The 15,624-nt window shown below is 72.3% G+C and carries 9 protein-coding genes; 7 read left to right on the plus strand and 2 right to left on the minus strand.

The annotated features are described in order from the left end of the window. Positions 1-121: 121 nt before the first annotated feature. A complete protein-coding gene (locus QQG74_RS13250; RefSeq protein ID WP_341720574.1) occupies positions 122-967 on the plus strand; it encodes a methyltransferase domain-containing protein in 846 nt (281 codons plus the stop codon). A gap of 34 nt (positions 968-1,001) precedes the next feature. Further along, positions 1,002-2,318, plus strand: a complete 1,317-nt coding sequence (locus QQG74_RS13255; protein ID WP_341720575.1) for a cytochrome P450 — start codon at positions 1,002-1,004, stop codon at positions 2,316-2,318. Positions 2,319-2,430: 112 nt separating this feature from the next. Here the strand turns inward: QQG74_RS13255 and QQG74_RS13260 are convergent, their stop codons facing one another. Further along, positions 2,431-3,276 (minus strand): helix-turn-helix transcriptional regulator, encoded by an 846-nt coding sequence (locus QQG74_RS13260; RefSeq protein WP_341720576.1) that lies wholly within the window; start codon positions 3,274-3,276, stop codon positions 2,431-2,433. A 103-nt stretch (positions 3,277-3,379) separates the two neighbouring features. After that, complete coding sequence (locus tag QQG74_RS13265; RefSeq protein WP_341720577.1) at positions 3,380-5,290, minus strand: BTAD domain-containing putative transcriptional regulator; 1,911 nt, start codon at positions 5,288-5,290, stop codon at positions 3,380-3,382. A gap of 251 nt (positions 5,291-5,541) precedes the next feature. Here QQG74_RS13265 and QQG74_RS13270 point away from each other — a divergent pair, with 251 nt between their 5' ends. From QQG74_RS13270 to QQG74_RS13290, 5 genes are read left to right on the plus strand one after another with little or no spacing between them, the layout of a single operon-like run. After that, a complete protein-coding gene (locus tag QQG74_RS13270; RefSeq protein ID WP_341720578.1) occupies positions 5,542-6,510 on the plus strand; it encodes a DUF1702 family protein in 969 nt (322 codons plus the stop codon). Positions 6,511-6,539: 29 nt separating this feature from the next. After that, complete coding sequence (locus tag QQG74_RS13275; RefSeq protein WP_341720579.1) at positions 6,540-8,423, plus strand: CRTAC1 family protein; 1,884 nt, start codon at positions 6,540-6,542, stop codon at positions 8,421-8,423. A gap of 14 nt (positions 8,424-8,437) precedes the next feature. Continuing rightward, positions 8,438-9,379 (plus strand): enediyne biosynthesis protein UnbU, encoded by a 942-nt coding sequence (locus QQG74_RS13280; protein ID WP_341720580.1) that lies wholly within the window; start codon positions 8,438-8,440, stop codon positions 9,377-9,379. Between the two features lie 14 nt (positions 9,380-9,393). Beyond that, complete coding sequence (locus QQG74_RS13285) at positions 9,394-15,129, plus strand: SDR family NAD(P)-dependent oxidoreductase (protein WP_341720581.1); 5,736 nt, start codon at positions 9,394-9,396, stop codon at positions 15,127-15,129. After that, positions 15,126-15,608: an acyl-CoA thioesterase gene (locus tag QQG74_RS13290; RefSeq protein WP_341720582.1), complete on the plus strand. Its 483-nt coding sequence runs from the start codon at positions 15,126-15,128 to the stop codon at positions 15,606-15,608. The genes QQG74_RS13285 and QQG74_RS13290 overlap by 4 nt, the downstream gene beginning before the upstream one ends. Positions 15,609-15,624: the final 16 nt, after the last annotated feature.

The raw sequence follows: 15,624 nt of genomic DNA on the forward strand, positions 1-15,624 counted from the left end.
TCTCCTGTGTTGCGGGGCCACCCCCGGTGGCCGCATACCGCAAGGCGGGAGAAGTCCGGGGCCCGGTCGCTGCGGAAAGATCTTCGGCAGGACCCGTGGACACCTCACGAAAGGTGGCGCCATGGCCGGCGACCCGGCACCCGACGGAACCACCTCCACCAAGGATCTGGCCCAGGTCTTCGACCGCGCCGCACCCCGGTACGACCGCACCGGCGTGGCGTTCTTCGGGCCGATCGGCGAGCGTCTCGTACGTGGACTGAAGCTGAGCGAGGGCCAGTCCGTGCTTGATGTCGGCTGCGGGCAGGGCGCCTGCACCGTTCCGGCGGCGCGGGCCGTCGGACCGACGGGCTCGGTCGTCGGCCTCGACGTGGCACCGGCAATGGTCGACGGTGCCCGCGCCGAACTCGCCGAGGAGAAGCTGGACAACGCCTGGGTCACGGTGGGCGACGCGAGCGCACCACCGTATCCGCCGGCGAGCTTCGACGCGGTGGTCGCCGGTCTGATGGTCTTCATGCTGCCCGAGCCCGCGCAGGCGATCCGCAGGTACCGGACGTTGCTCCGTCCCCGGGGCATCCTGGCCATGAGCACGTTCGGCGTCGACGACCCGGCGTTCTTCCACGTCACCGACGCCGTTGTGCCGTTCGTCGAGGGCGGTATGCCGCCGGTGCCGGGCCGGACCGGGAATCCGCTGCGCAGCAAGGACGGCATCCGCGACCTGCTGGCCGACGCCGGCTTCAGCGAAGTGCGCATTGACGACGAGACGCTGGAGCTTGAGTTCCGGGACACCGCGCAGTGGTGGGACTGGCTGTGGCAGACGGCCGGGCGGATGGTGCTCGAACGGGTGCCGGAACAGCGGCTGGGTGACGCCCGGGCCGCCGCCGCCGCCCGGATGGAGGAGATTCGCGCCGATCGCGGCCGACTCCTCGTGCGCTGGAACGTCTGGTACACGTACGCCGTTGCGCGTTGAGACCGCGTCCTGCCGCTTACCGAAAGGAGTCGTCGTGGCCAGGTCAAGCCCACCCACCCTGTCCGGCCTGCCGGTACTGGGCAACGCCCTGTCCTTCATGCGCGATCCGGTGGCGCTGATCCGCGCCGGCCGGGCCGAGCTGGGACCGGTGTTCGCACTGAGGATGGGACCCAAACGCTCCGTCGTCGTGGTCGGTCCCGAGCAGAGCCGCGCCACGATCGCCCTGCCGGAGAGCACCCTACCGGTCACCCCCGTGTACCAGTGGGTGGTGCCCATGTTCGGTCGGGTGATGCAGGCCGCCGACCACGAGGACTACCGACGCCAACGGGCCGCGCTGGTACCGGCCCTCGCCGGTCGTCACCACGGTGACTACCTCGCCGCGATCACCGACGAGACGCGGTCCTGGCTCGGCTCGCTGGGCCACCGGGGCACCTTCGACGCGGCGGCCGACCTGGAGCGGCTGTCGATGAACATCGCGGTGCGGCTGTTTCTCGGCGCCCGCTTCCGGAATCAGCACGCGGCGCGCTTCCGGGAGTACTTCCTGGACATCGCGGCAGGCATGGAGTTCTTCCTGCCCCCGAACCTGCCGCTGCCGAGGCTTCGTCGGCGCGACCGCGCCCGCAAGGCGATGTTCGAGCTGGTGCGCCCGTATCTGGACGCGGTCCGCACGGACCCCGACCCGGACCGGCACGGTTTCCTCGCACACCTCGCCACGGCCGAGGAATCGTTCGACGACGAGACGGTCATCGGCCTCATCCTGATCCTGGTCTACGCGGCGTACGAGACGACCGCGGCACAGCTGGGCTGGTCACTGATCCTGCTGTTGCAGAACCCGAAGGCGACCGCGGAGATCGAGGTCGAGCTGGCCGCCCTGTCCGCTGACAGTCGTGAGTGGACCACCGGCGATTTGCACCGTCAGCGGCTGTTGTTCGAGGCGCTGCTGGAGGCGCAGCGACTGCGCCCGGTGACCACGATGCTCACCCGGCACACCGCCGTCCCCTACGAGGTGGGTGGGTACGAGGTCCCGGCGGGATGGCAGACCCTGTTCTGTCCGCCGGTGACCCACCGTGACCCGGACGTGTTTCCCGACCCGGACGCATTCGACCCGAGCCGGTTCGGTCCGGCTCGCGACTCGGCGGGCACCGCGGCGAGCAGCCTGCTGAACATGGGTGGTGGACTGCACGCCTGCCTCGGCGCCCGCTTCGCCGACCTGGAGATGAAAGCGGTGCTGGCGTTGCTGCTGGGCGGGTACGACCTGGAACTGGCGAACCCCGATCCGCCGCCGGCGCCCGGCCTGGGGGTGTCCCGGCCGCTGAGTCCATGCGAGATTCACTACCGGGCGCGAGGCTGATCGACCGGACCCCGCCGGACCGGGACGACCCGACGGCACCTGACCGGCGCCGGACGCGGACGACGCGACCGGTGGCGGCCGGCGTGGGTGAACCGTCCAGCTCGTCGTGGGCTCAGGCCGGCAACCGGTACCCCGGCCGGGCGCCTATCAGCAGCGGAAACGCGGTGAGTACCGGCGGGTCGGTGACGGCCGGTGGGCGCAGGGTGATGTCGTCCCGCAGTGAACCGGTGTCGCGCACCTGACCGGCGTGTACCGCGCCGGAACCGACGTAGAGACCGGCGGATCGCTCCTCGGTGAGAACGGCGCCGATCGTGGCGTCCGACCGGACACTGACGGCCAGCAGCGAAGTCAGCGCGGCGGTGCCGGCGGCTGGCTGGTCCGGCGCGGGCAGCGTGAAGGATCCCGTCGACGTGGCGACCGCGCAGGCCGACGGGGTCTGCTGCGGGATACCGACCGGGAACAGCGCGACGATCGTCGCGCCCGACGCGCCGTCCGGCCGCGGGCTCACCCGTCCGTGCAGGGTACGGCCGCTCACGTCCGGCATGCTGGTCAGCACCTCGCCGACCGGGAGGTCGGCAAGTGCGCGGGCGCAGGTGCGGAAGCGACCCGGCGACATGCCGACCAGCCGGGTGAACTGGGTGGTGAACGTGCCGAAGCTGGAATAGCCGACCGCGACGCTGATGTCGGTGGCGCTGGCGGAGGAGTGCAGCAGCAGGCGCTTGGCCTCCGCCATCCGCACCGCGGTCAGGAACCGCCCGGGCGTGACGGCGGTGAGCAGGCGGAAGACCCGGTGGAAGTGGAACGGGCTCATCAGCGAGGCGTGGGCGATGTCGTGCAGCCGGTGCGGCTCGTTGACCCGTAGCCGCATCGTGGTCACCGCGCGGGTGATGGCGGCGATATGGACCGAGGAGGTGGTGGAAGCTGCGGTGTCGGCGACAGGTGCGGGGAACGCAGGCATGGGCAACCCCCGTGTGCGCGATGTGTGGATCCGGCGGCCGGGAGGCGACTGGAGGTGGTGCGGGAGGGGGTGTCGCGGGGATGCACCGGACTCATCGATGCTATTAATTCATATAGCGACCCGCAAGTGTTGCCGGTCCCTCGGCGACAGATCGTTTCGTCTCGGCCAGTAACCATGACACGGAGCTTCCGTCCAGCCGCTGCGCCAACGCGGCTGCGGGTCCGGGGCGGTGCAGCAGCTCCAGACCCAGCGCGCGGACCAGGCGCAGCATCCGGTACCGCAGCCCCTGCTCGTCGTGCCGTACCGCGAGCAGCGACCTGTCCACCAGCCGGGCGAGCAGCGGTTGCAGCTCCCACAGGTCGTCATCGCCCAGCTCCCGGGCCACCCGTTGCGCCGATTCCGGATGGAACTCCCGACCCAGCGTGGCGACCAGGGCGAGACAGCGTTGCTCGGCGACAGTGAGCCCGTCCAGGCTGTGATTCAACGCCGCCCGCAGGGAGCGGTGGTGGGCCGGCTCGCCCCGCCGCGACGGGCTCAGCCCCCGCAGCGGGTCGCCGGCCTGTTCGACGAGATCGGCCAGGCCGGTGGTACGCAGGCAGGCCGCCGCCAGTTCGAGCGCGAGCGGAAGCCCGTCCAGGCGGCGGCACACCGTGGCCACCATCGCCGCGTTGTGCCGGTCCACCCTGAAGCAGGGCTGGGCCTGTGCCGCTCGGCGGGCGAACAGCCCCACCGCCGGGATGGCCAGCAGCTGGGCGGGTTCGATCGCCGCGTGCGCCTGGGAGGGCACCGGCAACGGGCCGATCACCCGTACCGCCTCGTAGGGCAGGCCGAGCAGCTCGCGTGAGGTGGTCACGACGCATACGCCCGGGCAGGACCGCAGCAGGCCGTCGACGAGGGCGACGCACGGTTCGAGCAGACGCTCGACGTTGTCCAGCACCAACAGCAACTGCCGGTCCGCCACGGTGTCGAACAGCCAGGACAGCTCCCGCGGATTGGCGTCCTGCGTCGGCGCGACGATGTTGCGTACGGCGCTCACCAGGTCCGTGTGGCGGTGCAGCCCGGACAGGTCGACCACCGCGACCCCGGCGGCGAACCGGTGCTGGACCGCCGCGCTGAGCGCTCTGGCCAGCGCGCTCTTGCCGACCCCGACCGGGCCGGTGAGGGTGACCAGCCGCTGTAGCGAGAGCAGCCCTTGCAGGTGTTCGAGTTCGACGTCGCGGCCCAGCAGGGGATCGACCGCCGGTCCCGGCCCCAGCCACCGGGTGCGGGCGGCGGGGGTGACGGGGGCGGGGCGGGTGACCGGGGCGGTGATGCCGTATTCGCCGATGAGCTGGTTGTACATCCGGCGCAGGTGCGCTGCCGGCTCCACGCCCAGCTCCCGACGTAGCCGGATCCGGACGGCCGCGTACTGCGACAGCGCGGCTGCGCCCTGCCCGTTCTGCCGCAGGGCCTCCAGGTGCAGCGACTGGACCGCCTCGTTCAGCGGCTCCAGCTCGGCGAGGCAGCCGGCCACCGGCAGGATGGTCGACGCATCCCGCTGGTCGAGGCCCGTCGCGACGTAGGCGGTGGCCGCGGCGATCCACTCCTGTCGCAGTAGTCCGGCGTCGTCGCGGGACGGTAGCAGGCGGTCCAGATGGGACAGCTCGGGCTTGGGCCACTGATGCATCGCCTCCCGAAGAATTTCGAACGCCCCTCGGCTGTCCCCGGCCTCGCTCCGGGCGTTGGCCCGTTCGACCAGCCGGCGGAACCGGGTGAGGTCGATGGCGTCATCCGGCGCCAGGAGCTGGTAGCCGCCGTCTGCCGAGGCGATGACGTTTGTGCGGTGTCGGCGCGGCGCATCCGGCTCCATGGCCTGCCGGAGGCGGGCGACGTACGTGTGTACCAGTCCCTGCACCCGGCCCGGCGGGCGGTCGCCCCACAGGGCGTCGGCTATCTCATCGGTGGGAACGACCTCGCCGTGCCGTAGGGCGAGCAGGGTGATGATCGCCTGTTGTTTGCGGGGACCCAGATCCACCTCCGTCGAGCCGTGAACTGCGCGAATAGCGCGGAGCACCTGGATCCTCATCGGAGTTGGGGTCTGCTTCACACGCCCCTCCGGGGTCGAAGACTCCGCACAGCTTAGGGGTGACCCATTGGAGCGTAAAGTCGCCGAACGGTCACTGTGCGAAGCTGACAGTACGTATATGGAATTCAAGTTCTGCTCAAGAGGGCGGGCGCAAACTGTGCGTTGTTGCGCAGTGATCTGAGTCGATCAAGTGGGGGATCATGACCACCTACGACTTTGCCCCCGGCCGCCCACTCAAACTGCGTGGTTGGCGGCGGCTGCTCTACCAATCCGATGAATTGGCCGATTTTGGTAACCGTGGCTTCCGGACCACACCTGTGGAACTGCGGCACCGACTCGAGACGGTCGCCCGCACATTTCTCGGCGGTTTCAATGCCGGACTCGCGACGCCGGGCACCGCCCCACCCCTCTTCACCGACCAGCCGGCACACCTGCGCGGCTTCGCCGTCGAGGGACTGGCCATGCAGGCCAGCCTGATGGACCTGCTGGTGCCGGGTCGCCGCCGGCTGCCCAGGGTCGTCGAAGCCCACGGCCCCCACCACACCCACCTGGTGCACGTCGGCGTCGGCTGGGCGCTGGCGAAGCTGCGCCGGCCCGGCTGGATCGGCCTGCACGGTCTGGACCCGTTGCTGCGCTGGCTCGCGCTCGACGGCTGGGGATTCGCCACCGGTTTCTTCGCCGACGCCCGCGGCCTCAGACAGCTCACCCTGCATCAGCGTCGCTGCTCAGACCGCTGTGCGATCCGGTACCAGGGCCTCGGCCGGAGCATGTGGTTCCGCGGCTGCGGCTCGCCCATAGCCGTCGCAGACCTGGTCGACGCGCTGCCCGCCTGGCATCACGGCGACGCCTGGAGTGGCGTCGGCCTGGCCGTCGGCTACGCCGGCGGAGCCGACGCCGACGCGCTGCGGGTGCTGCGCGAGCGCGCCGGTCGGCACTGCCCGGACCTCGGTCAGGGCGCCGCCTTCGCCGCCGCGGCGTGGCGGCGCAGCGGGGGGTCGCCGGCACCGCTCGCCGCGACCGTGCAGACCTTCGCGGGCACCGACGTCGACACCGCTGCGGATTGGACGGTCGAGGCGGAATCCGGACTGCGCGCCGGCCAGTGCGGCCCGGGGGAGTACCAGGTGTGGCGGCAACGGATCCGGGCCCGGGCCCAGCTCGCCGCAATCTGAGCGGCAACGCACCCATCGGAGGACAAACCGTGTCGCATCTCGTACGCAAGATCCTGGTGCCGTCTGTCGGCATCCTGCTGTGCGTCATCGCCGGCGTGGCGACCCGGCAGCCGCAGGCGTCCGGCGCGGAGCTCACCGCGCTGAGCGCCCGCTTCAGCTTCACTGCCCAGCCGCTGAACGCCACGGCGAGCACCCGCACCATGCGCCCGGTCCAGCCGGCGCTCGACCACATGGCCGCCTGGATCTCCGCAGTCGGCGCCTCGGTGGGGCTGGCCGACCTCGATGGTGACGGACTGCCAAACGACCGGTGCCTGGTCGACCCCCGCGACGACTCGGTCACCCTGGCGCCGCTGCCCGGCACCGGCGAACGGTACGCCCCGATCGCGCTCCTGCCCACCGGCGTCGGCTACGACGAGGCGACCACCGCGCCGATGGGCTGCCTGCCCGCCGACCTCAACGAGGACGGCGGCATCGACGTGCTCGTGTACTTCTGGGGCCGCCCCCCGCTGCTCTACCTGCGGACGGATCGGGGTGCCCCGGGTGCCGGCTCGTACCGGCCGGTCGACATTGCCGATCCCGGTGAGGTCTGGAACTCGACCACCGCCAACGTCGCCGACCTGGACGGCGACGGTCATCTCGATCTGCTGATCGGCAACTACTTCCCGGACGACGCCCGGGTCCTCGACCCGACCGCCGTCGACGACGACGCCATGCAGATGCAGGATTCGATGTCGCTTGGCCGCAACGGCGGAAACAACCGGCTGCTGCTCTACGAGAACGTCACGCGGCAGGCGGACGGCGTACCCGTGCCGACCTACCGGGACCGGTCCGACGTGTTCACGGTCAACCAGGCCCGCGCGTGGACGCTCGCCACGGGCGCCCAGGACCTGACCGGTGACGGCCTGCCGGAGTTGTACGTCGCCAACGACTTCGGCCCCGACAACCTGCTGGTCAACGAGTCGACCCCGGGACGGCCGAAGTTCCGCGAGGTCACCGGCGTACGCGATCCGCGCGCTCCCAAGTCCAAGGTGGTGGGTCACGACTCCTTCAAGGGCATGGGCGTCGCGTTCGACGACCTGAACGCCGACGGCCGACCCGACGTGCTGGTCAGCAACATCACCACCCCGTACGCCCTGCACGAGAGCAACTTCGCCTACCTCAGCACCGGGGCCGGGTTCACCGGTGACCGGGCGCCGTTCCGGGACCGCAGCGAGGAACTGGGGCTGTCCCGCAGCGGATGGGCGTGGGACATCAAATCCGGCGACTTCGACGCGGACGGAGCAGGTGAGGTGGTCCAGGCCGTCGGGTTCCTCTGGGGCGACACCCGGCGCTGGGCGGAGTTGCAGGAACTGGCGATGGCCAACGACGCGTTCCTGCGGCACCCGTGGGCGTGGCCCAAGTTCGGGCCGGGCGACGACCTGTCCGGCCACGAGCAGAACCCCTTCTACGTACGCGGCGGCGACGGCCGGTTCGTCGACATCGCCGAGCGGCTGGACTTCGCCAACAGCGGGGCCAGCCGTGGCATCGCGGTCGGGGACGTCGACCACGACGGGCGGCTGGATCTCGCAATCGCCAACCAGTGGGCGACGTCCCAGTACTTCCGCAACACTGGGCCCGTCCGGCGGCACCTCGGGCTGCGGCTCGTGATACCGGCGGTGAACGGCACCGACGCCACCCGAGCCGCGGTGGGTGCCGCCGTGGAGGTCCGCCGCTCCGACGGCACGACCCTGCGCAGCCAGCTCTACCCCGCCAACGGGCACACCGGGGTGAACGCCGACGAGCTGTACTTCGGCCTCGGCGACAGCACCTCCGCCGACGTTCGCATCACCTGGCGGGACGCCGACGGCCAGCACCAGATGCGGACCACCCTTGCCGCCGGCTGGCACACCGTCCGGCTGCGTCCCACCGCCTAGTCGAGGAGGCACCCATGACACCGAAAGACCCCCGAGTGACAGCGCTGCGCCGGTTCGCGCTGTCGATCACGGTATTCACCATCCTCGGCCATACCGTGCTGGGATTCGAGCAGTCGTGGCTCACCCCGTTGGTGGGCGTGGCCACCGCATGGGCGCTGGACCTGACGTTCGAGACCGTCGAGTCGCGGCTGCACGGCCGCGCACCCCGCTACCAGGGCTCGCTGGCGAACCTGGTCAACTTCCTGCTGCCGGCGCACATCGGCGGCCTGGCCTGCGCGATGCTGCTCTACGGCAACGAACGGCTCTGGCCCACCGTTTTCGCGGTGACCGTCGCGATGACCAGCAAGTACGTCTTCCGGGTCCGCTTCACCGCGGGCGGTGCCCCCAGGCACGTGCTCAATCCGAGCAACTTCGGCATCGCGGTGACGCTGTTGTGCTTCGGCTGGGTCGGCATCGCCCCGCCCTACCAGTTCACCGAGAACATCCAGGGTGTCTGGGACTGGGTGGTGCCCGGCGCCATTCTGGTCGCCGGCACCATGCTCAACGCCAAGCTGACCCGGCGCGGACCGCTGATCGTGGGTTGGGTGGGCGGCTTCGTCGCGCAGGCGCTGATCCGGGCGCTGGTCCTCGACCATTCGTTCGTCGCCGCCCTGCTGCCGATGACCGGAGTCGCGTTCATCCTGTTCACCAACTACATGATCACGGACCCGGGTACGACTCCGCACGCACCGCGCCGGCAGCTGGCCTTCGGTCTGTCCACCGCCGCGGTGTACGGGCTGCTGGTGTCGATGCACATCACGTTCGGCCTGTTCTTCGCGCTCAGCCTGGTCTGCGCGGCCCGCCTGCTCGTCATCGTGACCGCGCGGCGGCTGCGTGAGCGCTCCGCATCGCCATCCGCCCGACCGTCCGCGCCGACCCCCGACCCGGCTGCGGTGCCGGCCGGCGTGCACGCCTGAGGCGAGGAAGCGACATGGACGACAGCATCGTCGTGGCGGGCATGGCCTGCCGCTACCCGGACGCCGCGACACCCGGCCGGCTGTGGGACAGCGTGCTCACCCGACGGCGGTCGTTCCGCCCGATCCCGCCGGAGCGGCTGCCACTTGAGGACTACCACCGGCCGGACCGCGACGCCGTGGACCACACCTACGCCACCCGGGCCGCCGTGCTCACCGACTGGACGTTCGACCGGGCCCGGTTCCGGGTGCCCGGTGAGGTGTACCGCGCGGTCGACCTGACCCACTGGCTCGCGCTCGAAGTCGCCGCGGACGCGCTCACCGATGCCGGTTTCCCGCACGGCGCGGGACTGCCGAACGAACGGGTCGGCGTCGTGCTCGGCAACTCGATGACCGGCGAGTTCAGCCGGGCGAACGGACTGCGGCTGCGCTGGCCGTACGTCGAACGGGCGCTGGCCGAGGTGCTGGCCGGCACGCGACTGTCCGGTGTGGACCGCGCGGCGCTGCTCACCGCCGCCGAGGCCCGGTTCAAGGAGCCGTTTCCGGTGCCGGGCGAGGAGACGCTCGCCGGGGCGTTGTCCAACACCATCGCGGGGCGGATCTGCAACCACTTCGACTTCCGTGGCACCGGCTACACCGTGGACGGCGCGTGCGCCTCGTCGCTTGTCGCCGTGGCGTCGGCGGCTCGGCTGCTCACCGACGGTGACCTCGACGTCGTGCTGGCCGGTGGTGTCGACCTCAGCCTGGATCCGCTGGAACTGGTCGGCTTCGCCCGGGTGGGTGCGCTCGCCGAGGAGGACATGCGGATCTACGACGCCCGACCGACCGGCTTCCTTCCGGGCGAGGGCTGCGGGATCGTCGTGCTCTGCCGGGAGCGCTTCGCCGTCGAGCACGGGCTGCGGCCGTACGCCCGGCTCAGCGGGTGGGGCACCTCGTCCGACGGCGCGGGTGGCCTGACCCGACCGGAGGTGGCCGGACAACTGCTGGCGCTGCACCGCGCGTACCGCCGGGCCGGGATCAGCCCCGCCGAGATCGCCCTGGTCGAGGGGCACGGCACCGGCACGGCGGTGGGCGACCAGACCGAGCTGGCCGCCCTGTCGAGACTGCACGCGGAGGCCGGCCGCAGCGCTGCGGCGGTGCTCGGCAGCGTCAAGGCCAACATCGGGCACACCAAGGCGGCGGCCGGGGTCGCCGGTCTCATCAAGGCCGTGCTCGCGGTCCACCACCAGGTGATTCCTCCCACCACCGGGTGCGAGTCGCCACATCCGCTGGTGGCCGACCCGCACGCGCCGCTGCGGGTCACCACGGAACCGCTGCCCTGGCCGGGCGGCCAGCGGTACGCGTCGGTAAGCGCGATGGGCTTCGGCGGCATCAACGTCCACGTGGTCGTCGGTGGGACCGGGCCCACGATCCGCCGCACGGTGACCGAGCAGGAGCGTCAGGCGGCGGCCGAGCCCTTGTCGCACGAGGTGGTGGTGTGCGCGGCGGCGGACGCCAGCACCCTCGTCGAGCGACTCACCACCCTGGCCGACCTCGCCGACACCCTCTCCCGTGCCGACCTCACCGACCTCGCCGCGACGCTGGCCGTCAGCGAGGACGGGCAGGCCGCCGTACGCTTCGCCGCGGCGGTCGACGGACCAGCCGAGCTGGCGACGGCGGCTCGCCGCGCCGCCGCCGACCTCGCCGTCGGCCGGACGAGGCTGTTCGACCCGGCCGACGGAGTCTTCGTCGATGTCGGGCCGCCGGCCCGTCTCGGCTATCTCTTCTCCGGCCAGGCCGCGCCCGTCCGGTTCGACGCGGGCGTCCTGGGCCGGTTGCTGCCCGCGCCACCCGTCGGGTACGACGTCGACCTGGCCTCGAACGCCCCGGCGACCGGTGCCGTTGCCGACACCTCGGTCGCCCAACCGGCCATCCTGCGTGCCTCCCTGGCGGGTCTGGCCTGGCTGCGTACGCTCGGCGTGCGGGCGCACGCCGCGATCGGCCACAGCCTGGGCGAGATCACGGCGCTGAGCTGGGCGGGAGCGCTGTCCGAGCAGGATGCCGTGGCGCTGGTGCGGTGCCGTGGCGCGGCGATGAGCGGGTGCCCGAGCGCCGGCGGCATGGCCAGCATCGGCGCTCCCGTCGAGCGGGTGAGGGCACTGCTCGACGCCGGTGGCGCGGTGGTGTCCGGGGAGAACTCGGCGACTCAGACGACGGTGTCCGGACCGGCCGTCGACGTCGACCGGGTGCTGTCCGTGGCGCTTGCTGCCGGACTGCCCGCCACCCGGTTGGCCGTCTCCCACGCGTTCCACTCACCGCTCATGCGCGACGCCGTGCACCCGCTGCGGCGACAGCTGTCCGCGCTCGCCTGGGCGGGACTGCGACGTCCGGTGTGCTCCACCGTGACCGGCGACTGGCTACCCGACGACTTCGACCCGGTCGACCTGCTCACCCGGCAACTGACCGAGCCGGTTCGCTTCCGCACGGCGCTGCACGCCCTGCTGGAGCGCGTCGACCTGCTGGTCGAGGTGGGTCCGGGCGCGGTGCTTACCGGACTGGCCGCCGACACACCGGGCTGCCGGGTCGTCGCGATGGACGCGGGTGCGCAGAGCGCCCGCGGGCCGGCTGCGGTGACCGCGGCACTCTTCGCGTCCGGGGCGGCACCGGACGTGCGGGCCTGGTTCGCCCGGCGTACCACCCGCACCCTGTCGCCGCAGCGGCCACCGCAGTTCCTGGGTAACCCCTGTGAGCTGCCGCGGTCCACCGAGCCGCCGCGCCGCCGCAGCCAGCCGCCCGCGCCGGCACCGTCCACGGCGGCGGTACCCACGCCCATCGCCACCCCGGAAGCTGACCACGACCTGCTCGATACCGTGCTCGCCCGGGTCGCGGCAGCGCTCGAACTGGAACCGGCGGCACTCACCGGCAGCACCCGGCTGGTGGCCGACCTGCACCTCAGCTCGCTGCGGGTCAGCCAGATCGCCGCCGAGACGGCCACCGCACTGGGCCGGGTCGCCCCGGTCGCGCCGCCCGCGCTGGCCACCGCCACGCTCGCCGAGTTCGCCGCGATGCTGGATGGCCTCCCCGAGGCCGGCGACGCCGCGGACGAGCCGGTGGCCGGCGTCGCCTCCTGGGTACGGGCCTTCACCGATCGGCTCGTGGACGCCCCGGCGCCAGCGGTGCGCCCCGGCGCCCGACGCCGCTGGGCAATCGTCGGCGACCTCGCCGCGCACCCGCTCGCGGCCCCCCTGGAGGAGTCGTTCCCGGCAGCCGGAACCGCGCCACCCGACGGTCGGCTGCTGGTGCTACCGCCCGGTCCCGACGTGCCGGCCGCAGCCGTGGTCGATGCCCTGACCAGCACCGCCGAGGATGGCCTGCCGCTGGTCGTGGTGCACCACGGCGGCGTCGGCGCGGCCGTCGCCCGCAGCCTCGCCGTCGAACGCCCCGACCAGGACGTGCTTGTGGTCGAGACACCGGTGGACGCGGCCTGCGTGAAGGCGGCCGCCGAGGAAGCGGTCGACTGGACCGGCTTCACCGAGGTCGTCTACGGTGCCGACGGCACCCGGACCAGGCGGCTCGCCACGCCGGTCGCGCTGCCCGCCCGGCACGACGAGTCGATCCCACTCGCCGCCGGTGACGTGCTGCTGGTCAGCGGTGGAGCCAAGGGCATCGGGCTGGAGTGCGCGGTGGCGCTGGCCGAGGCCACCGGCGCGGTGGCTGTCCTGCTCGGCCGCAGCCCCGCCGACGATCCCGCCGTACGGGCTGCGCTCGACCGGATGACGGCCCTCGGTCGGGCCGCGCACTACCACCGGGTGGACGTCGCCGACCGCGACGCCGTGCACCGGACGGTGCGCGCCGTCGTCGCCGAGCACGGCCCGGTACGGGGATTTCTGCACGCCGCCGGCCACAACGAACCCCGGCGGATCGAGGAGATCACCACCGCCGGACTGCGCGCCACCCTGGCCCCGAAGTCGAGTTTCGACGACGTGCTGGCCGCCCTCGACCTCGCGGACCTGCGCTTCGCGGTCGGGTTCGGATCCGTCATCGGCCGCACCGGCCTACCCGGTCAGGCCGAGTACGCGATCGCCAACGAGTGGCTCGCCCGGCGAAGCGCGGAACTGGCCGTGGCACACCCCGGCGTCCACTGGCTGACGGTGCAGTGGTCGGCGTGGTCCGGCGTCGGCATGGGCGTGCGGCTCGGTGCCCTCGACGCGCTCGTCCGCGCCGGCACGGATCCGATAAGCGTGCCCGCCGGCACCGACATGCTGCTGCGCCTGCTCGCCCACCCCACGGCCACCGGCCCCGCCGTGCTCGTCGCCGGTCGGTTGCCGGCCAACCCGACCCTTCAGATGCGCGCGGGCGTGCGTCCGTCGTGGCGGTTCACCGAACGGTGGCTGGCGGACACCCCGGCGGTGGAGAACGTGGTCGAGTCCACCCTCTCCGTGGGCACCGATCCCTACCTGGACGATCACGTCATCGACGGGATTGCGGTGCTGCCCGCCGTGTTCGGCCTGGAGGCGATGGCACAGACGGCGGCCGCGCTGCGGCCGGCTCCGGACGTCCCGGTCCGGTTCACCGGCGTCCGCCTCGACCGGCCGATCACGGTGGGCGACCGGTCCGACATCCGGATCGCCGCGCTGGCCCACGAGGACGGGCGGGTGGAACTGGCACTGCGAGCCGACGAGACCGGATTCGCCGTGGACCACTTCCACGCCACGCTCGCCGCTGACCCGACCCCGGCCGCCGCGAGCCTGGTCGACCTGCCGGTGGGTGAACCGGTCGTGCCGGCGGCGTCGTTCTACCGGCGGCTCTACTTCCACGGACCACGCTTCCAACGGGTCCGCGGTTACCACGTGGTCAGCGCGTACGGCTGCGTGGCGAGCGTGACGGCGGACGCCGAGCCGTCCTGGTTCGGCGCATTCCACGATCCGAGGTTACGGCTCGGCGACCCGGGTGCCCGGGATGCCGTGCTGCACCTGCTCCAGGCGTGCGTACCTGACCGGCGGGTGTTGCCCGTCGCGGTCGAGGAGATCACCGTGTGGCACCGGCCGGTGGGCCGGTTGACCGTGACCGCCCGACAGCGCGCCGAGGACGGCGACCGGTTCGTGTACGACGTCGAGGTGGCCGACCGGGATGGTCGCCGGACCGAGCGCTGGACCGGGTTGGTCCTGCGGGCGGTCGGCCCGATCGAGTGGCCGGCCTGGCCGGTGGCGCTGCTGGGGCCGCAGCTGGCGCGCCGGCTGCGGGACCGTCACCCGGGCGTGGATCTGGCCGTGTCGCCTGGCCGCCGCGACGACCACGGGTCCTCGCTCCGGGCCGCGCACTGGCTTGGCGGCGGCCACCTCGACGGTGCGGCGCCGGGTGGACCGCGGCATGCGCCGGACGGGCGGATCGTCATCGGCGGCGACCGGGGTGCCTGTGCCAGCCACCTCGACGGCGACGTGCTGACCGTGGTCGCGCCCGGACCGGTCGCGGTGGACTGGGAACCGGTCGGTGAGCGGATGCCACCCCTGGACGAGCGGCACCGGGCGCTTGCCGACCGGATCGCCGCCGAACTGAACGAGGAGCCGGCCACCGCCGCGACCCGGGTATGGACCGGCGTGGAGGTCCTGCGCAAGCTGGGTCTGGGGCCGGCGGCACCGCTTGTGTTCGCCGGCTCGGCACCCGGTGGCGAGGTGCACCTCAGCAGCGGCGGCTACCCGCTCACCAGCGTCATCGTCGAGGTTGCCGACCGTACGCCGGCACGGCTCGCCGTCTGCCTGGGGACGCCGGCATGAGCTCGCGCGTCTACCGCTACCGGCACCGGGTCACCTTCGACGAGACAAACCTGGTGGGCAACGTCTACTTCGCCCACTACGCACACTGGCAGGGCCACTGCCGGGAGCACTTCCTCGCCGACCATGCGCCGGGCGTGCTGACCGGCCTGTCCACCGGGCTGGCACTGGTCACGGTGTCGCTGTCGATGGAGTTCTACGCGGAGTGCCACGCCCTGGACCTGGTCGACGTCGAGATGTCGCTTGTCGAACTCAGCGGCAACCGGATCACCATGGCGTTCGACTACCGACGGACCGGCCAGGGCGCCACGACCAGCGAACTCGTCGCGAGTGGCCGGCAGACGGTGGCGGTGATGTCCCGCGCCGACGGGCACCTGCGACCGGAGCCGGTCCCGGCGGACCTGGCCGCCGCGCTGGCGCCGTACGCATCACCCACCACCCACCGCCCGGCCGCCGCGCGACCCGCGCGGGCGGTTCGGTGACAACCGAGGAGGTCCC

The organism is Micromonospora sp. FIMYZ51, from assembly GCF_038246755.1.
Taxonomy (GTDB): Bacteria; Actinomycetota; Actinomycetes; order Mycobacteriales; family Micromonosporaceae; genus Micromonospora.

What these genes read in the sequence shown, in the direction of transcription:
- QQG74_RS13250 (WP_341720574.1), top strand. Translation starts at nt 122, where the DNA reads ATGGCCGGCGACCCGGCACCCGACGGAACCACCTCCACCAAGGATCTG.
- QQG74_RS13260 (WP_341720576.1), bottom strand. Translation starts at nt 3,276, where the DNA reads ATGCCTGCGTTCCCCGCACCTGTCGCCGACACCGCAGCTTCCACCACC.
- QQG74_RS13270 (WP_341720578.1), top strand. Translation starts at nt 5,542, where the DNA reads ATGACCACCTACGACTTTGCCCCCGGCCGCCCACTCAAACTGCGTGGT.
- QQG74_RS13280 (WP_341720580.1), top strand. Translation starts at nt 8,438, where the DNA reads ATGACACCGAAAGACCCCCGAGTGACAGCGCTGCGCCGGTTCGCGCTG.
- QQG74_RS13285 (WP_341720581.1), top strand. Translation starts at nt 9,394, where the DNA reads ATGGACGACAGCATCGTCGTGGCGGGCATGGCCTGCCGCTACCCGGAC.
- QQG74_RS13290 (WP_341720582.1), top strand. Translation starts at nt 15,126, where the DNA reads ATGAGCTCGCGCGTCTACCGCTACCGGCACCGGGTCACCTTCGACGAG.